Below are 19413 nucleotides of genomic sequence, written 5' to 3'. Positions count from 1 at the left end.
AGACGTCTTTCAATCTCATATCCTCTTGCTAATTGAGATGACCCCTGTCGCATAACTGCGGTAGGTTCCAGCAAGGAGGGCATGGGAACTTGGGTCTGCATCCTGTTTTAACGACACGTACTCGCGAGCGAGACGTAAGAAGTGAGAGAAGCACATTGACTAGACCAACACATGAGCAACATGCCACCGCCTCTAATGAGCCACAGGCATCCTTTATTGCCCTACTGCCCCTGCTGGTATTTTTGGCGCTATTTATTGGCGCTGGCGTCTACTTTCAAAACCAAGGGGTAGACTTTGCCTTTTATCAAGTTCCCAGCGTCATTGCGATTTTACCCGCCATCATACTGGCGCTGCTGATCTCTAAGCAGAAGCTCAACCAAGGGATAGAGACCTTTATCGCCGGTATTGGTCACTCCAATATTATTGCCATGTGTTTAATCTATTTACTGGCGGGCGCATTTGCCTCAGTTGCCAAGGCCACTGGCGGCGTCGATGCCACCGTTGCTTTAGGGCTATCGTTAGTGCCCTCTAACCTATTACTACCAGGGTTTTTTGTGATTGCCGCCTTTATTGCTACCGCCATGGGCACCTCAATGGGCACCATCGCTGCAGTGGCTCCGATTGCGCTCGGCGTAGCAAATGAAGCTCAAATCGAGCTAGCGATAATGGCGGGGGCGGTGATCTCCGGCGCGTTATTTGGTGATAACTTGTCGATTATTTCTGACACCACTATCGCCTCGACCCGCACCCAAGGCTGTCACATGAAAGACAAATTCAGAGAAAACCTGATTTTTGCCATTCCGGCGGCCATCATTACCATGATCTTATTTACCCTAGCTGGCCAAGGCCAAGCGGATGTTGCCCCACAAGAAATTGATGTTATTAATGTGATCCCTTACTTAACCATTTTAGTCTTGGCAGTCTCAGGGCTTAACGTGTTTATGGTGTTAACCGTGGGCATACTGCTGGCAGGCGCGGTGGGCTTAGTCACTAGCGACTATGACTTCATCATCTTTGGTAAAGATATCTATGCCGGTTTCACCAACATGCAGGAGATCTTTATTCTGTCGATGTTAGTGGGTGGGCTTGCGGCCTTAATGCAGCAACAAGGCGGCTTAGCGTTTGTTAATAAACAGATTGAAAAATTGATCGCCCGTTTTTCCAAGCATAAAGGTGAAGCATCGACCCGCGCCTCTGAGCTGGGTATTGCGGGCATGGTTGCTCTGACCAACACCTGTGTGGCCAATAACACGGTTTCGATTGTGGTAACGGGTAATATCGCCAAAGACTTAGCCGAGAAACATCAAGTTACGCCTAAACGTGCGGCCAGTATCTTAGATATCTTTTCCTGCATAGTGCAGGGACTGATCCCTTATGGTGCACAGGCATTATTGATCGCCTCTATCTTTACCATCAGCCCCATTGAGGCTGTGAGTCACGCATGGTACTGCATGGTGCTGGCCGTGGTTGCTATCGCGATTGTGATTTTACGAAAACGCCACTAAGCATAAGCTTGATACAAGCTGAATCAGGTGTTACAAACTTGATTAGAGTCGTGTATTAATAGTTAATTATGGTTTAGACTGTCGCCATAGGAATATAAGGCACATGCAAGCTATATCGTTGAGTAACCACTAATATTGACGATATCAAACATGCTTAGGCATGCGCCGAATGAATCAAAGGAGTGCAGCTACACTGCGCTCCTTTTTTATTTATCGCACTCCTAACTGGCGATGTTATGACGACATACAACCCAATTAATTACGATTTTCACCGCCTGGTGGTGTTTACTATTTTGGCTGGCACTGTTATCGCTATTCTAGGTATCTCGATCACCTTACTCGCTCAGTATCAACAAATTGGCAATTTAATTTTTAGCCAACTCCCCAGCAATCTCGGCAACTATATTCGCTCGCCACTGGCTTATATTTTTAATATGGGGCTGATCCTCACCGGCATCTGCATGTTACTGGCGATGTATGGTTTACAGCAGCTAGCGCTGAATCGATTTAGTTACGCCATCGCACTGGCTGGGTCAGCGGTAGGTATTAGCATCATACTTATGGGGATCTATCCGATTAATTACCTATTTGAACACAGGTTATTTTCGACCATTTTTTTAATCAGTACCCTAAGCCTCTACTGCATTAGCCTACTGGGTCACATTCATCATAAAAACATCTGCCCAACCCCCTTGGTTATTGTCAGTCTGCTTGGGGTCTGTTGCGCGTCCGTACTGGCGGGCATGCTCAACTGGACTGACTTAAGTTTTGCTCCTTGCCCCCATGGCGAACAAGCACCCTGTTTACTGACCTACTTGCTGTGGTGCCAAATCCACTTGGTACTCATCTGGTGCATCATACTGGCACTCAGCATCAAAACGCTGGCGAAAAAAAGCTATTACGAGTCAATATCGGCCAAATTGGCGATCACCTACTAGGCACTGGCTATTGAGTCGATTGCAGGATAAATAATATAGTTCGTTAATCTATTGAAGTATCTGACTATAATACCTTCTCCAATCCCGATTTAGATTAATCAGAGTCCGTCATGCGCTTAGCTCAATATATTGCCCTCACCGGTTTATGTTCTCGTCGCGGTGCAACCCGGCTTATCCGTGATAGCCAAATTACCATCGATGGCCGTTTAGCTAACCATATCGACAGCGTCACTCTTATCGACACTCCACAAGGCCAAACGGCGCAGCAACAAGTTTGTTATCAAGGCAAGCCTTTGCCAGCGGTGGAGCACAAGCAATATTGGATGCTCAACAAACAGGTCGGTACCGACTGCCGCCTGCTACCCCACGACCCATCTAGCCTATGGCATCTGCTGCCCAAGCAGCCACGCCTCTATCCTGTGGGGCGGCTAGATAAAGATTCGCGCGGCTTATTACTGCTGACCAACGATGGTGAATTGACGCAGCGATTAATGCACCCCGACTTTCACCATCGCAAACGTTATCAAGTGCGACTCAATAAAGCGTTCGATGAGCAATTTATCACCCAAATGGCAGCCGGGGTCAGCTATAAAAACCTCACCACCTTGCCCTGCCAAGTGCGGCGTTTAGATGACACTCAGTTTGAGATAGTGCTTACCCAAGGGTTAAACCGCCAGATACGTCGTATGAGTCAGGCGCTCGGTTATCGGGTCATCGACCTTGAGCGTGTGGCCATTGAGTCTTTATCTCTTGGCGCCTTGCCGCCCGGGCAATTGCGCCCATTAACCAATGATGAATTAACCGCCTTGCAAGCCAGTATTGCATAAGCGGTTGGCCTTAGAATCAAGGGGTGGCATTTTTGAGTTTTGTGTGAGTCGCGTTTGGCAAGCCGAAATGGATTAATTAGGTTTGAGGGTCGTACATTCATGGTTGTTAATTGCCTGCCGCAGGCTTATGTGAAAGCACTCTTTTACTTCGATGAGTGCAGCATCAATTGACATTTTTGAGCAACAAAGTAATTTAACGTGTGTCCATTTTTATCGAGGTTGTATATGCACAAAGAACCACTAAGTCTGTTGATAGAAGAGGGACACCCTGCATACGAATGGGCTAAAAAACAATCGGACTCTGTTAGCGCTTTTGGTCATATAGGGACGCATATTGATTGCTACGAATCAGAACCAGCAGAAGCCAAATATGAGGTTGAAGCAGAGATTCTAGACTGTACGAATGGAATGCCTTCAACTAGCGATATTGAGCATCTAGATATTTCAAGTAAAGCATTAGTGCTGTTTACTGGGAATATCGAAAAAAATAGTTATGGAACACCCGACTATGGTGCTATGGATACTTCGGTCACAGCTAAAGTGCTTGATGCACTCCTAGAAAAATCCCCAGCATTTATCGTTATTGACAGCTACGGAATAGGCACACACGGTGATGAGCATATCAGGTTTGATAAAAGGTGTGAGTCAAAAGGCTGCTTCGTAATAGAGAATGTGAACTTATCTAAAATCACCGTTAGTACAATTAAAAAATTACAGATCGAGTTTGATAAATCATCACAATCAACGGGTAAAAGATGCGAAGTTATAGCACTTTGCGCCTAAAAATATGTCCCCATCTCAAAACCTCACTTTTTTGCTTTGCGTTGACTACGTGTTTGTGCCGCTGAGCCCTTCTATTTCAGGGATGAAATCGCATGTTTAACAAAAAAGCAGTGTGCCGAAGAAGTACCTGCACGAAGGCATGCAGCAAACCATTGGTTGCCAAGCGGGTTAACGCTACCATCAATAAATAAAACCCATTCAGCTAAACCCTACAAGCCAAAAAATGCCGATACTTTCATTCGAAGGCTAACGCTACTGGGTAACCAACAGCGTCACCTTAAAATAAATCAGCAAACGATTTCAGTTATGCGCCAATTGGGTCGTATTAACATGCAAAAATGGGTTTATTTTAAGGAACGGTAATGCATTCAAGCATGACAAAATTTGCTATCGATGATGGCTCGACTAATGTGAAAATCAGCTGGATTGAAAACGGCGTAGTGCGCAGCGTGACTTCCCCCAACTCTTTTCGTAAAGACTGGAAAAGTGCCGCTTTGCTGAATGACCGCAAGGTCTTTAACTATCAAATCGCCTCGACCAAGTACACCTATGACGCCACATCAGATAAGGCGCTGTCGACCACTCACGTTGCCTTCCAATATGACGACTTAAACCTGCTATCGGTCCACCATGCGCTGCTGCAAACTGGCGTGAAACCGGGCCCAGTAAGCATTCTGGTCACACTGCCCATCACCGAGTACTACAAGGCCGATGACTGCCAGAAAAACGAAGAGAATATCGCCCGCAAGAAAGCTAACTTGGTGCGAGAAATCAGCCTCAATAAAGGCGAGTTATTCACTATCGTCGATGTTGAAGTGCTACCTGAGAGCCTACCTGCCGTGCTAACCACTCTGATGGACTCAGGCGTCAATGAGTTTGCCAAATCCTTGGTGATTGATTGCGGCGGCACTACCTTAGATATGGGCGTCATTGTCGGCGAGTTCGACGATGTGTCGGCCGTGTATGGCAATGCCGAAATTGGTGTTTCTATGGTGACCAACGCGGCAAGAAAAGCGCTGTCAGCTGCAGACAGCGATGCCAGCTACTTGGTCGCCAATGAATTGATTAAGCGTCGCCATAACCGTGAATTTGTGGAAGAGGTGATTAACGACATCAGCAAAGTCGATTGGGTATTAGCGCGAATTGAGGACAAAATTGCCGAGCTCGGCGCCGCGGTTGCCTATGAGGCAAAAACCTTTACCCGTAATCCAAACCGGATCTATTTAGTCGGTGGCGGCGCTATGCTGATTGAAAGCGCGATCCGCAATGCCTACCCTTCGCTGGGCGATAAGATTGTGATGGTCAAAGATCCTCAAGAAGCATTATCGAGAGAGATCTGTTGCTACCACGCCGCTGAGCCTGCTGAAGCGGGTTAAAGGACCATTATGCGCATTCGATTCAATGTAGGACTTGAGCCTGAGATCCACGACGCCCACAGCTATGCCATAAAAGCCCTAAGGCGTTGGCAACAGCAGGAAAAAGCGCGTAATGATGAACCAGATATCGTGCAGCAGCGCCGCACCCAGTTTCATCGAGACCTGTATCTGTCAGGATTATTCCTGCATGAATTGGCGCCACAACTGCCATCGATGCTGAGCCAAACCCTGCTACAAGACAAGGTGAACTGTCACACCTTAGCCTGCCAACTTCACTCAGCTGGCCTCGCGTTAGACGCCAGCGAAGATAAGGGGCTATCTGAGCAGCAGTGGCAAAAGTTAACCGCAATGGTTGAGCGCGCAAACGTGCCACAGCCAACAAGCAACGTGGACTTTAGCGCTATTGAGCAGCAACTTGAGCAGTTACAACAGGGGCAAGAACAGTTAAGTCACCAGCTCAGTCAACTACCCGCGGTAGCAGAAACCGCGCAGCCACACGCCGAGTTGGCCACTCAGTTCAGTCAGCTTAAGCAAGGGCAAGAGCAGTTGATGGCACAGATAAAGGCGCTGCGCAGTCAATTAGCGCAAACGCCAGCGACACCCGCTGCCACCGATGACGCACCGAGTCTCACGACTCAGCTTGAACGTGCCAGCCGAGTGAAATCAAAAGGGCTGTGGTAGGCCGTTTTATCACCCCACCTATGCGTAAAACTATCTATGCGTAAAAAGGGGCTTAAGTGATAACTTAAGCCCCTTTTTTAGTGGCGGCACATATTAACCACGCAGGGTTAATCGCCGGTGATTAATGCACAATTTCCATCTCTTCTAGCAGGTTATCGGCATTATCTAAGTATTTCATGACCCACAGCATATAACGGCTATCGACCTGGATAGAACGGTTGGTGTCAGGATCGTAGCCCCAATCACCAATGATGCTCTCATACACACCATCAAACAGCAGACCCACAAGCTCGGCGCGACCATTTAAGGTTGGCGAGCCAGAGTTGCCGCCAGTGGTGTCTAAGGTCGACAGGAAGTTAACCGGCACTGAGTCGATAGACTTCATATAGAAATCACCATACTGCTTTTGCTTAATTAGCTCTAACTGCTTCTTAGGGGCATCAAATGGTGACACGCCAGTGTCTTTAGCCAAAATGCCTTCGAGACGAGTAAAAGGCACCGCCTGTAAACCATCTTGTGGTGAATAGCCCTTCACATGGCCCACGGTAACACGCAAGCTTGAGTTGGCATCGGCGTAAACTGGCTTACCTAACTGCTTGTTATAAGCGATGATGGCGTCCATATATTGTGGGCGCACCTTCATCAGCTTACCAGCCAGCTGCTTCGATTTTTGCTCTTCAGCCATATCGGTGTCATACATAGCCACCGCAAGCTGAATAAAGGGATCGTTGGAGGCTTTAAAGTCGCTTACCGATTTGTCCATCCAGGCCAAACGCGTGGCTTGGTCGTCCAGTTGCGTGTTGGCGTACATCTTGTCTAACGTCTTGCTGAGCTTGGCGGCATCAAAGTTTTTATCGATACCAAAGGCTTTATCGAGTGCGGCAATATGCTCACTTTCTGGCAGCGCGGCGTAACGTTTAAGCAGGTCAAAGACCACGGCTTTATCGACACTGGCAGCGTAACGTCTGTCGATACGCTCCATGCCTGACTTAAAGCGGGTCATATCACGCTCTTGGTAACCTGGCTCACGTGCCATATCGTCAAGCTGCTTCTCATTGGCTAGGCGATAAAGTTGGCGCGCGGTGGGTAACATAGTGGTGTAACCTAAGTAACCCAAGATGATGTTACGCGCTTGGTGCTCTTGGCTTTGGGCGATCAGGCTGTCGAGCTCGGCAAGGGTCTTACCGTATTTGGCCTTACGCTCGCTATCTTGCGCAATCCACTTCCCGAGTTCGGCCTCACCGGCTTGACGATCGGCCAGCATGGTCGACTTACCGTAAAACTCGATCATTGAGGTGAAGTTTTTCGCGTAGTTGGCCAATCCAGCAATCAAGCTTTCATACTTGATGCGCTCATCGCTGCCCTCTGGCGCAGTCTCTTTGATGATCTCGATAAAGCGCTCACGCAGCATTTTGCCTTCAGGGTATGCCCATTCAAACTGATTTTGGACTTCGTTGGCAGTGCGGTAGCGATTGGTGCGACCCGGATAACCGGCCACCATCACAAAATCACCGTCACTGACGCCTTTGGCCGACACTTTCAAGAAGCTCTTTGGCTCGTAAGGCACGTTGTCTTGGCTAAAATCGGCAGGCTTGCCATCTTTAGCCACATAACCACGGTAAAAAGAGAAATCACCCGTGTGGCGTGGCCACATCCAGTTGTCGATATCGCCGCCATACTTACCCACGCTTGCCGCTGGGTTATAGACTAAGCGTACGTCGCGGATCTCCAATTGCTTAACCAGATAATATTCTAGCCCGCCATGAAAACTGTATACCTGACAGCGATAGCCCCCTTCGGCCTCACACTCGGCCACTAAGGCTTTTTCTTTGGCTTCAATCCCTTGATAGAAGGCGTTCCCCTCTTTCTCCGCCAAGCCCGCTTTAACCTTGTCAGTCACATCGGTCACCGCTTCAGTGACATAGATGCGTGAGCCGGGTGTGGCCGGTAATTCATCGGCAAAGGTTTTGGCTAAAAAGCCATCTTCGAGGAGGTTGTTCTCAGGGGTTGAGTTGTACTGAATTGAGCCATAGGCACAGTGATGGTTAGTCACGACCAGCCCTTTAGGAGAGACAAATGACGCCGTACAACCACCAAGACTTATCACGGCATTCATCGGAAATTCGGTCAGTTTAGAGATTGATTTGGCATCAATCTCAAGCCCTTTGGCTTTTAACTCATCCGCCATCGCGGGCAGCTGATGTGGCTGCCACATGCCCTCATCGGCTTGCGCGCCAAAGGCAGCGGCAAACGCCACTGTCATTAATAGTTTTTTCATTTTTTAAGTCCATTTTATCGTTATAGATATCGAGTGATTCAATTGTTGAGCAATACCCAGACAATAAAAAAGTCGGGCAATTACCCGACTTTATCACAAATGGCTAGTATACAAATAGCTTAGAAAATGACTAAAAAAGTAACGAGGTGTGTCGCTAAATAGGTCGTATAACACCCTTAAAAATAACCCACTTGGGCGGCGTCTAAGACTCATTTACCATGAGTTAAGTTATGCCGCCTTAAAGTGATGCTACAAGGTCACCCATAATTGCGAAGCAATGATCATCACCCCTAGCGCGCCCGCCACATATAAGGCTGGCGTACCGCCCATCACTTGGTAACCTCCCAATGCTAGCTTACGCTGACGCATGGCCATCAAGATGGGTAAAATAATGATCATCATCACCAATGGGATAGCCGCAAAGCCCAGTACTTTGACGAAGCCGTCGGGGTAGAAGATCGCACACAACAAAGGCGGAATAAAAGTTAATAACCAAGTCTGTAAGCGGCCACTCGCATTGCTTTTGGCCCGAGTTAACTCGGCAATAAAATCAAACAGGCTCATGGTGACCCCAAGGAACGAGGTGATCAGCGCCAAGTCGGCAAAGAAGGCGATGCTTTGGCTGACAATCGATGATTGCGCCAAGGCTTGCAGCGCATTGATCAGCTGAGGTAACGAGCCATCAAACCCACTAATTCTATCGCCACCCACGGTACCTAAGGTAACCGTCAGCCAAAATATATAGCAGGCCAGTGGAATGGTTGAGCCAATCAACAATACCTTACGCAGTTTAACGCTGTCGCCATCAAGGTAACCCACTAAAGTGGCAATACAGACGTGGAAACCAAACGAGGTAAACACCACAGGCACCGCCGCCATTAAGTAACCAGAAAAACTGCCCTGCTCGACGCCTTCAATAACGGCTGTTGCCGCCATGCTCGACAACGACACATCGGGCAACAAAAACAACACCACCAGCACTAATAACAGCACCATGGCAGAAAAAAGTACCCGCGAGATCTTATCGATCCAGGCGATCCCCACCGCAATCAGACCACCAAAAAACAGGGTAAACAGCATAATCGCAGTGTGTGAGTCGAGCTGTACGCCGAACAAACCATCGAGCTTAGAGACTAATAAGGAGGAGCCACCGAGCAAATAGACCATGGTCAACGCATAAAGCAGGCTTAAAAATGAGCCCCCTTGAACAAGTTGACCCACTTTACCTAAGGTTTTACCTGTGATGGCATGCACGTTGTCACCCACCCCAGAGCGAAGATTAATTTCTAACATCAACAGCGATGTATAAGCCGATACGCCCCAAATCACCACCAATAAAGCCATGGCAGCCACGCTACCTAACGCCGCCGTCGCCAGAGGCAAAGCCAACATTCCCCCACCGATTGCCGTCCCTGCAACAATGGCTATAGAACCAAGCATTTTTGAATTCACAAGATTGTCCTGTTTTTAATTTTTATAAGAGTTGGAAGGTCAGATTTGAACGACAATTGAAAGAGGATTTTTAGCAACATGTAGCACCCACTGTAAGCCTCCCCATCGTCTAGTGCATCTGCACCTTACTGCGATATGGTTGGGCCCCAACAACTTAGCTAACATGATCATTTTTACCAGTATCTATTTAACTAAGCCGCTGAGGCGGTATAAATCGGTAAAAATATCGATAGGCTTTTTTCATCACTACCTTTATACAATTTTAATATGACTGCTAGCGACCATATCAGAGCCTAACCCAGCGCACAAGCCAACTTCAGCAACAAAAGCAAGTTTATACACCTAGGCAACATCCTTTAAACAACTGTAACGCAGCACCATTACAACAATACGACTTTTGGCAAAAAAACTGCCTGCCTGACTTGCCTAATCAACCTGGATCCGTATAATCTGCCGCCACTGCTTTAGGGGAGTAGCTAACGTGACTCGATAATGGGTCATGGGTGAGTATCAACATACTTGGCCTTATGCCATGGTGCTCACAGTAATAGGCATAGCCGATATCGGCTGGCATATTGCCCGGCAAGACCTAAGCACGGTTACCGCTCAAATTTAGGGGGCGGCGGACTGTGCTTGGATTTTTTGCCCCCTAAGGAACCCTCATGGAAGCTCTACTTGCGTCAACCTTCACCGTGGCAATTGCCGAAATTGGTGATAAAACTCAACTGCTAGCATTAATACTAGCCGCCCGCTTTAGAAATAAAACCGCCATCATTTTAGGCATCTTACTCGCGACTCTTGCCAATCACTTTGCTGCCGCGTGGCTGGGCCAATGGGCCATCAACTGGATCAGTCCAGATCTGGCGCGCTATATTGTCGCAGGCTCCTTTTTTGCCATCGCGCTGTGGGTATTAGTGCCCGATAAAGTCGACGCCGAAGAGAGCCGCTTCTATAAGATGGGTCCCTTTATTGCCACCTTTGTGCTGTTTTTCTTAGCCGAGATGGGCGATAAGACTCAGATAGCCACCATCGTACTGTCGGCTAAATATGACGCCCTCGCCTTGGTGGTTGTCGGCACCACGCTCGGCATGATGATTGCCAATGTGCCAGTGGTGATTGCCGGCCACTTTAGCGCCGACAAGCTGCCTATGGTCTGGATCCACCGTGGCTGCGCCGCACTCTTTGCCCTGTTGGGATTAGCCACTTTGCTATTTTAAGCGGTGAGCCAACAACATAATGAAAAAGCCAGTGGTATGGTATACGCCACTGGCTTTTTCATGCACTAAAACTTATAACCCTAAGGCCTGTTGCACTTGCTGACCATAACCACTGTCGGCTTGAGTAAAGTGCTGCACCATACGTTGCTGCACATCATCACTGGCCTGACTTAACGTAGCGGCAATATTGGCTACTAACCGCGCTTGTTCCGCCTCGGAGAAGATGCGATATAAGTTACCGGCCTGAGTATAATCGTCTTGATCATAACGACTATAACGTGCTGCCTCTCCTTCGAGTCGCAGTGGTGGCTCGGCGACTATCTTAGGCTCAGCTAAGCCTGCGGCCCTGCTATTAGGCCCATAGTTAACACTCGCATCGCCGCCAGTTTGACTGCCGCTAAAGGGACATCGAGTTCCTGCCATTGCACCACCACGTTGGTGATGATTGGCTTGCGTGGCATGGGGGCAGTTAACCGGCAACTGGTTATAGTTGGCGCCAATGCGATAACGCTGTGCATCTGCATAGGCAAACAAACGTGCTTGCAGCATCTTATCTGGCGATGCGCCCACACCTGGCACTAAGTTACTTGGAGCCAGTGCTACCTGCTCTACTTCGGCAAAGTAATTTTGAGGTAAACGATTAAGCTCTAATACGCCCACTTCAATAAGTGGGTAGTCACTATGTGGCCACACTTTAGTCAAATCAAACGGGTTAATGTGATAAGTGTTAGCATCGGCTTCAGGCATGATTTGTACATTAACAGTCCAGCGGGGGAAGTTGCCATCATTGATTGCCGCCACCATATCGCGTTGAGATGAATCGGGATCGATCCCCTTTAATATATCGGCTTGCTCAGTTGTGAGGTTGACCACCCCTTGTTGCGATTTAAAGTGGAACTTCACCCAAAAACGCTCGCCTTTAGCATTCCAAAACGAGAAGGTGTGCGAGCCATAACCGTGCATCTGGCGGTAGTTAGCAGGAATACCACGATCAGACATTAATATCGTTACCTGATGCATCGCCTCAGGGTTGAGTGACCAGAAGTCCCACATCGCCTGCGGATCTTTCAAATTGGTTTGTGGGTTGCGCTTTTGCGTGTGAATGAAATCGGGAAACTTAATGCCATCACGCAAGAAGAAGGTCGGTGTATTGTTGCCCACAATGTCATGGTTACCGCGCGTCGTATAAAAGCGCAGCCCAAATCCACGCGGGTCACGCTCAGCATCCGCCGATCCCATCTCACCACCAACGGTGGAGAAACGCATAAAAGTCTCGGTTTGTTTGCCCACACCATTAAAATGGTCGGCAATGGTGAAATCACTTAAATCTTTTGTCAGTGTAAAAGTGCCATACACTCCCGTCCCCTTAGCATGCACGATACGCTCAGGAATGCGTTCACGATTAAAGTGAGCTAACTTCTCGATTAAGTGCCAGTCTTGCAGTAACAGTGGGCCACGTTCACCTGCCGATAATGAGTTTTGGTCGTCTGTAACCGGGGCGCCATTTTGGCTAGTAAGCATGGCTGGTGTGTGAGCTGTCATCGCTTGGTTTATCATCTGTTTACTCCATTAAAATTAATATTATTTTTGCATCACTATCGGCTTTATGGCGCGACAAGTGGCTGCTGTACTATTGTTTGCATGCTGGCGACCATCACTATGAAGTGTGATTAACCCACTGTTCGATAAGATCGAAAATAGTTGTCATAGCTAATGCTCCTATATATTTGCCACTGCAATTACGATGTCGTCATCATAGGTTGACGACCAATTCAAATAAAGAGATTAAAATTGATAGTTGCAATCTGTTTATTGAATTAACAAGGCCGTATTAAGATTAACTAGAGGAGGTAGTCAGATTAAACAGGCTTAATTGAGACTAACTCAGCCTGTTTATCGCCAAGGGGAAAAACTAAAAAATCAGAGGAAAAATAAGCGTAAAATACGTAGCGGTTAAGTTGCTAGCGATAGCCATTTATCTGACTAATACAGGCCGCTACGTTACAGCTAATAAAGAAACAAGATGGGAGATCACTGGCGCTGCACAGGGCTCGGTGGCTTACGATAGAGCTTAACCAGATAATAAGCGTCAATCAGCACAATAAAGAAGTTCACTAAGGCGACGGGGTAAGCCTCAATGGCCACACCGTAGGCGACAAATAAGGCGGCGCCAATGAGATTCCACCAGCGTAGCTTTTTAATGTTCGCCATCATCAATGAGATGGCGACCACCACAGAGGCTAAGTAGCCAACCCATTCCCATATCGTTGCATTATCCATACGCACTCCATTGAGGTAACAGTCAATATCCTTATTATGGACACCATAAGCGTAAAGCGACAGCCATGATCCCTTGTCCTAGCAACACCTAGGCGAAGCTGGTGTAACCCACAACGGAACGACTACGCCTAAGCATAACAAGATCGGGCTAACGTTTAACCACCGCCGCCGTCATGCGTGAAATACAACAGAGTTCACCGGCGCTGTTATGGATCAGAATTTCCCACACCGAACTGCGTTTGCCCAAATGCACTGGCTTAGTGGTCGCGGTGAGAATCCCATTACGAGAGGCCTTAAGGTGGTTGGCATTGATCTCTTGCCCGACGCAGTAATACTGCTCAAAATCGACGGCAAAATTGGCTGCGTAACTGGCGACGGTTTCGGCTAAGGCGACATTGGCCCCGCCGTGCACTATCCCCAGCGGGTTATGAATTGCGGGGGTCGCAGCCATGGTGGCAATCATGTAGTCATCGCCTATCTCAGTAATGCTAATGCCCATAGTCTGCATCAAGGTGCCTTTGCCATGCATGCCGGCATCTAATTTGGCGCAATCTTCTAGGGTAATGGGTCTAAACCAAATGCTCATCTGATATTCCATTTCAATGATAATAAACGCTAGTCTACTGCGTCATTGCTAAAGTTTAAACCGCTAACCGAGCGGCTTATCATGTAAAAACTGCGCTTATCTCAAATACTTTGGCCTATTAAATAATGAACACCAACGGCAAGCCAGTAATCTCTGGGCACAAAAAAAGGCCTTGTCATAAGGCCTTTTTATGTTTGATAAGCTTAAGTGCTTAGCAAACGTCACTCGCAACTCAGTCTAAGTGACTAACCGCTTCTAGCGTCAGCTTAATCATCTCATTAAGGGTTTCTTGACGCTCTTCAGCGGTCAGGTGCAACCCTTGGCGAATATGATCGGTCACTGTCATCATCGCCAGTGCTTTAGCGCCATATTCGGTCGCAACGCCGTATAGACCCGCCGCTTCCATCTCGACACCTAAGATGCCATATTTTTCCATCAAGTCGTAACGTGACTCATCGCTGCTATAAAACAGATCAGACGAATATAAGTTGCCAACATGATAGTTAGCGCCTTGTTTTTTCGCGGCATCGACGGCAAGGCTCAACAAGTTGAAATCGGCAATCATGGCAAAATCTGTATTGGCAAAACGGCTACGATTGACAGCCGAGTCAGTGCTCGCCCCCATCGCCATGACCACATCCATCAGCTTAATATTGTCGCTGATAGCGCCACAAGAGCCGATACGAATGATATTTTCGACACCATATTCGGTGATCAGCTCTTTGGCATAGATAGAGATAGAAGGAATGCCCATGCCTGAGCCCATCACAGAAATTGGCTTGCCTTGATACTCGCCGGTATAACCCAACATGTTGCGTACATCGGTCACAAGCTTAGGGTTTTCGAGAAAGTTATCGGCAATGTATTTCGCACGTAGCGGATCGCCAGGCATTAATACCGTTTTCGCAAAAGCACCTGCTGGTGCGTTAATATGTGGGGTCATTTGTCTCTCCAATCAAAAAATGGCCTGCCGCGCAGCGGCAAGCACTCTGTTTTATTAACCCGCTAGACTATACAGAAGACCGGCAATCGTGCCGCTCATTAGGTTAGCAAGAGCCGCGGCGATAAGCGCCTTCATGCCCATAGCGCTGATATCGTGACGACGCTCAGGGCATAAGGCTGCCAAGCCACCAATCACCATGGCTAGCGAGCCAATGTTAGCGAAACCACATAGGGCAAAGCTGATAATAATTTGGGTTTTAACTGATAGGTCATCGGCTACTTTCAAGAAGTCGATGTAAGCAACAAACTCATTGATCACCATTTTTTGGCCGATAAATGATGCTGCTTGGATCGCCTCGCTCCAAGGCACCCCCATGATCCAGGCTAAAGGCGATAACACATAACCCAAGATAGCTTGCATGGTAAGATCATCATAACCAAACCAGCCGCCCATACCGCCAATCAAGCCATTGAGCAGCGCAATTAATCCAACAAACGCCATCAATAAGGCTGCAACGTTAAGTACCTGTTGCATCCCCATTGCCGCGCCACCAGCAGCGGCATCAAGCACGTTTGCAGGCTTATCTTCCTGGTCATCCATCACTTTTTTGATGTCGTTGATGGGCGTTTCTGTTTCTGGCCACATCAATTTGGCAAACAATAGGCCAGCAGGCGCCGTCATAAAGGCAGCAGTGAGCACATATTTGACATCAACCCCCATTTGGATATAACCAATCATGGTGCCACCAGCGACAGAAGCAAGGCCACCGGTCATCACAGCAAACAGCTCTGAGCGAGTCATACGCTTCACAAATGGACGCACCATAGAAGGCGCTTCAATGGGGCCGACGAAGATATTGGCGGTAGCCGACAACGACTCGGCGCGACTGCTGCCCAGCAGCTTAGATAAACCACCACCAATGAGGCCAATCACCAACTGCATGATGCCGAGATAGTAGAGCACGGCAATCAGTGAGCTGATAAACACCACAATGCAGAGCACATTAATAACGAAGATAAAGCCCACACCGAATTTGGCCAGATCGCCAAACACAAAGGTTAAGCCTTCGTTACCATAGTTAATCACGTGCATCACGCCATTTGAGGCGCTATCGAGTATGCTTTGACCAATAGGGGCGTACATCACAAACGCGCCAAAAGCGACTTGGAACGCTAGCGCACCCAGTACGGTACGAGGGTTAATGGCACGGCGGTGTTCTGAAAATAATACCGCCAAGCCCATTAAGGCGAGCATCCCCAACAAACTGATGAAAACTTCCATACATTTTTTACCAATAATTTTATTATGTGGTAGCAGTGTATCGAGCTATTTCAGTGTGACAAGCACCCTTCACCATAGAAAAAAACATTATCAAAAATAGGCGGCATTGATAACTAAAGACCGCGAAAAATGCGACCTTTCACCAGCAAACTTAAAACAAGCTGAAAACCAAACCAACACAAAGAAAACAAAAAAGGATCAGGTGAAACTCAAAAACAAACAATTACGCAGCAATCTACGCTACGTTAACGCGGCTCTACGCCTCAGTAATTAGCGTCAAATGACGATCTAAAAACTCCATTTTGGTAAATTTATTACGTTACTTAGCTGCTTTTTAGACCACACACGACTAACATGCTTAACAGAGTAATAAGCAAGGCAGCAATTATCACTGATCAACACAACTCAAAATAGGCGGCGTTCACCTGCAACCAACGCAATAATTCGACCCGATTACGCGACTGGGTCTTACGAAAAATCGATGAAATATGGGCTTTCACTGTGTGTTCGCTGATAAATAGGTGGGTAGCGATCTCTTTATTGCGGGCTCCGCTGGAGACCAGTTCGATGATGGTGCGTTCACGCCCAGTGAGTTGTTGCAAAACGCTAATCGCCTCTTGCTGTAAAGATGGTTGGCCATGTTGAGGAGGAATAAAACGCCGCAATACTTTTGCCAGTAGCCCCTTGTCATACCACAACTGATGTTGCAGTAATTCATGTAGGCCGCTAAGTTGCACTTCTTGGCTATCGTCGCTAAACAGTAGCCCTTGTACGCCTAGTAACAAGGCCGCTTCGGTATTTATCCTGTTACGATTTACCCGATACAATGCCAGCGGCACATAAGGCAGTAAGCGCGGCACGATAAGAGGGATGCCCTGCTTATCGACCGCCGCACCTTGCTGGGCAATAAAATAGAAACTCTGGCATTGCGGATCCGGTTCAAGCTCATCGACCTGACGTGCAATACGTACTCTTAACCCCAGAGACTGTGCCCAAATGGCCAGCTCGCATGGGCTAGATAACTGATGCCAAAAGACTAGCTCGTCAATGTTGCTCATCAAATCCTCCTTGATTTAAATTTCGCCAATTCATACCGAGCAAACAATCATCTATTGCATGCATCGATGAAGTACAGCGGTTAACCACCACAGTTTTCGCTACCGTTTTCGCTACCGTTTTCGCTACCTTAGTGCAGCCCCGACCTAATGGCTCACTTCGGCTTAACCTGTGGTTTTAAGCTGTTGCAGCAGGCGATTATGCCAAGATGACAACAGTAACACACTGACTATCGCGCCTAATAGCGCCATCGCCATATCTGACTGGGTATCCCACACATAACCCTGAGTTCCAAGGAAGGCTTCGGCGTTTTCACCCGACAAGACCGCCACCCACCATTCGATAAGCTCATAAAATGCCGATAAGGCCAACGCAAAACAGCAGACTAAGAAGCCACACCAAGCCCCGGGCTTTAATACTTGATTACGCAGCAACACTTCTCTGGCCAACAAGGCTGGAATAAACCCTTGGGCAAAATGGCCGACTTTGTCATAATTATTGCGTTCACTTCCCATCAACTCGGCAACCCAGTCGAACAGCGGAACTTCGGCATAAGTGTAATGGCCGCCCACCATTAAAATCACCGCATGGATCAGAATCAAACCGTAAGCCAATGATGTTAATGGGAAGCGCTTACGCGTAAAATACAATACCGGCAGCGCGATCAGTGCTGGCAACACTTCTAAAAACCAGGTAAAGGTATCTTTGGGCTCAATCGCCGACCAGATGAAGACGGCGAAAAAAATCGTGAGCCAGATAATACTTTTATGCAAAATTGGAACTCCTTAGATGATATTGTTTTAATATCGAAATAATGACTTTAGCCATCTAGCCCTCCACACTGATTAAAAATAGTGCTATTTTGAGAGAGCTTTAGCTGTCAACAATCAAATAATTACCAAATATATAGCAACAACCGATAAAGAGGGTACTCAAATCATGGCGAAACACTCGCTAGACAAGGATAAAATTAAGATCCTACTGTTGGAAGGCGTCCATCAATCTGCGGTAGATGTGTTCAAACGCGCCGGCTACAGCAACATTGAATACCATAAGGCATCATTAGGAGAAGAGGAGTTATTGGCCTCGATTAAAGATGCGCATTTCGTCGGTATTCGCTCCCGTACCCAACTGACCGAAACCGTACTGAAGCACGCTGATAAATTAGTCAGCATTGGTTGCTTCTGTATCGGAACCAATCAAGTTGATCTCGCCACGGCCGAAAAACTGGGGATCCCGGTTTTTAACGCGCCTTTCTCTAACACGCGCAGCGTCGCGGAGTTGGTACTGGGTGAGATCATCATGCTATTACGTGGCATTCCACAGCGTAATGCGATTGCCCACCGTGGCGGCTGGCTTAAAAGCGCCGCGGGCAGCTATGAAGCCCGTGGTAAAACCTTAGGCGTTATCGGCTACGGCCACATTGGTACTCAGCTGGGCATTTTGGCCGAGACCTTAGGTATGCGCGTGGTATTCTTCGATATCGAAGATAAATTGCCACTGGGTAATGCACAGCAAATCCACTCACTTGAGCAGCTATTAGCGCTGGCCGATGTAGTGAGCCTGCATGTGCCAGAAACCCCACAGACCAAAGATATGATCGCCGAAGCAGAGCTTGCTTGTATGCGCCAAGGCAGCATATTGATCAACGCCTCGCGCGGCACGGTTGTCGATATTGATGCCCTAGCTCAAGCAATTCGTAGCGAGCGCCTTGCGGGAGCGGCTATCGACGTGTTCCCGGTTGAACCTAAATCGAATGATGATGAGTTTATCAGCCCACTGCGCGGTTTAGACAATGTGTTGTTAACCCCACACGTTGGCGGTAGCACCCAAGAAGCGCAAGAGAATATCGGCATCGAAGTGGCTGGCAAACTGGCCAAGTACTCTGATAACGGTTCAACCATGACCGCAGTTAACTTCCCTGAAGTATCGCTGGCTCAGCACAAAGATGCATCACGTCTGCTGCACATTCACCATAACCGTCCTGGTATCTTAATCAAGATTAACCAAGCTTTTGCAGAAAAAGGCATCAACATCGCCGCCCAATACCTGCAAACCACGGCTGAAATTGGTTACGTGGTAATGGAAGTGAACTCAGATCAAGCCGACGAAGCCCTCGAAGAGATGAAGGCAATTGAAGGCACCATCAGAGCACGCTTACTGCACTGATAGCCTTGAGTAACGCACTCAAATGAATAAAGCCCTATGAT

The 19413-nt window shown here is 47.8% G+C and carries 17 protein-coding genes; 8 read left to right on the top strand and 9 right to left on the bottom strand.

What is annotated here, in order from left to right; translation table 11 throughout:
- The first annotated feature begins 95 nt into the window (after positions 1–95).
- The 6 genes from AC5YB1_RS04355 to AC5YB1_RS04330 all read left to right on the top strand — a co-directional run bounded on the left by AC5YB1_RS04355 (position 96) and on the right by AC5YB1_RS04330 (position 6110).
- Positions 96–1505 carry a Na+/H+ antiporter NhaC family protein gene (locus AC5YB1_RS04355; protein WP_494521578.1) on the top strand — a complete coding sequence of 470 codons (1410 nt, stop codon included), beginning with the start codon at positions 96–98 and terminating at the stop codon, positions 1503–1505.
- Positions 1506–1741: 236 nt separating this feature from the next.
- Positions 1742–2443 carry a DUF998 domain-containing protein gene (locus tag AC5YB1_RS04350; protein WP_494520858.1) on the top strand — a complete coding sequence of 234 codons (702 nt, stop codon included), beginning with the start codon at positions 1742–1744 and terminating at the stop codon, positions 2441–2443.
- Between the two features lie 110 nt (positions 2444–2553).
- Entirely contained in the window at positions 2554–3270 is a 717-nt protein-coding gene (locus tag AC5YB1_RS04345) for a pseudouridine synthase (protein WP_494520857.1), read from the top strand.
- A 225-nt stretch (positions 3271–3495) separates the two neighbouring features.
- Positions 3496–4053 (top strand): cyclase family protein, encoded by a 558-nt coding sequence (locus tag AC5YB1_RS04340; protein WP_494520856.1) that lies wholly within the window; start codon positions 3496–3498, stop codon positions 4051–4053.
- Between the two features lie 362 nt (positions 4054–4415).
- Positions 4416–5429, top strand: coding sequence for a plasmid segregation protein ParM domain-containing protein (gene parM / locus AC5YB1_RS04335; protein ID WP_494520855.1), 1014 nt, complete (start codon positions 4416–4418; stop codon positions 5427–5429).
- A 9-nt stretch (positions 5430–5438) separates the two neighbouring features.
- Positions 5439–6110 (top strand): hypothetical protein, encoded by a 672-nt coding sequence (locus tag AC5YB1_RS04330; protein ID WP_494520854.1) that lies wholly within the window; start codon positions 5439–5441, stop codon positions 6108–6110.
- 121 nt (positions 6111–6231) lie between these two features.
- Here the strand turns inward: AC5YB1_RS04330 and AC5YB1_RS04325 are convergent, their stop codons facing one another.
- Both AC5YB1_RS04325 and AC5YB1_RS04320 read right to left on the bottom strand, forming a co-directional pair.
- Positions 6232–8388: a S46 family peptidase gene (locus tag AC5YB1_RS04325; RefSeq protein ID WP_494520853.1), complete on the bottom strand. Its 2157-nt coding sequence runs from the start codon at positions 8386–8388 to the stop codon at positions 6232–6234.
- Positions 8389–8637: 249 nt separating this feature from the next.
- Complete coding sequence (locus AC5YB1_RS04320; RefSeq protein ID WP_475514922.1) at positions 8638–9840, bottom strand: aromatic amino acid transport family protein; 1203 nt, start codon at positions 9838–9840, stop codon at positions 8638–8640.
- A gap of 662 nt (positions 9841–10502) precedes the next feature.
- Here AC5YB1_RS04320 and AC5YB1_RS04315 point away from each other — a divergent pair.
- Positions 10503–11057: a TMEM165/GDT1 family protein gene (locus AC5YB1_RS04315; RefSeq protein WP_494520852.1), complete on the top strand. Its 555-nt coding sequence runs from the start codon at positions 10503–10505 to the stop codon at positions 11055–11057.
- Positions 11058–11129: 72 nt separating this feature from the next.
- On the opposite strand, the gene katB is transcribed toward AC5YB1_RS04315, so the two are convergent.
- From katB to AC5YB1_RS04280, 7 genes are all read right to left on the bottom strand, one after another.
- Positions 11130–12578, bottom strand: coding sequence for a catalase KatB (katB, locus tag AC5YB1_RS04310; protein WP_494521577.1), 1449 nt, complete (start codon positions 12576–12578; stop codon positions 11130–11132).
- Positions 12579–13088: 510 nt separating this feature from the next.
- Positions 13089–13337, bottom strand: coding sequence for a YgjV family protein (locus AC5YB1_RS04305; RefSeq protein WP_494520851.1), 249 nt, complete (start codon positions 13335–13337; stop codon positions 13089–13091).
- 148 nt (positions 13338–13485) lie between these two features.
- On the bottom strand, positions 13486–13923 hold the full coding sequence (locus AC5YB1_RS04300; protein ID WP_494520850.1) for a PaaI family thioesterase: 438 nt from the start codon (positions 13921–13923) through the stop codon (positions 13486–13488).
- 232 nt (positions 13924–14155) lie between these two features.
- Entirely contained in the window at positions 14156–14866 is a 711-nt protein-coding gene (gene deoD, locus AC5YB1_RS04295) for a purine-nucleoside phosphorylase (RefSeq protein ID WP_494520849.1), read from the bottom strand.
- A gap of 54 nt (positions 14867–14920) precedes the next feature.
- Positions 14921–16147 (bottom strand): NupC/NupG family nucleoside CNT transporter, encoded by a 1227-nt coding sequence (locus tag AC5YB1_RS04290; protein WP_494520848.1) that lies wholly within the window; start codon positions 16145–16147, stop codon positions 14921–14923.
- 395 nt (positions 16148–16542) lie between these two features.
- Positions 16543–17205 carry a helix-turn-helix transcriptional regulator gene (locus tag AC5YB1_RS04285; RefSeq protein ID WP_494520847.1) on the bottom strand — a complete coding sequence of 221 codons (663 nt, stop codon included), beginning with the start codon at positions 17203–17205 and terminating at the stop codon, positions 16543–16545.
- 162 nt (positions 17206–17367) lie between these two features.
- A complete protein-coding gene (locus AC5YB1_RS04280) occupies positions 17368–17976 on the bottom strand; it encodes a DUF2238 domain-containing protein (protein ID WP_494520846.1) in 609 nt (202 codons plus the stop codon).
- A 166-nt stretch (positions 17977–18142) separates the two neighbouring features.
- On the opposite strand from AC5YB1_RS04280, the gene serA reads away from it, so the two are divergent.
- On the top strand, positions 18143–19372 hold the full coding sequence (gene serA / locus AC5YB1_RS04275; protein WP_475514929.1) for a phosphoglycerate dehydrogenase: 1230 nt from the start codon (positions 18143–18145) through the stop codon (positions 19370–19372).
- Positions 19373–19413 lie beyond the last annotated feature (41 nt).

The sequence above is a fragment of the Shewanella sp. 433 genome (genome assembly GCF_059338565.1).
Note: the sequence above shows the minus strand (reverse complement) of the source record. Positions and strands in the feature narration are given on the sequence as shown.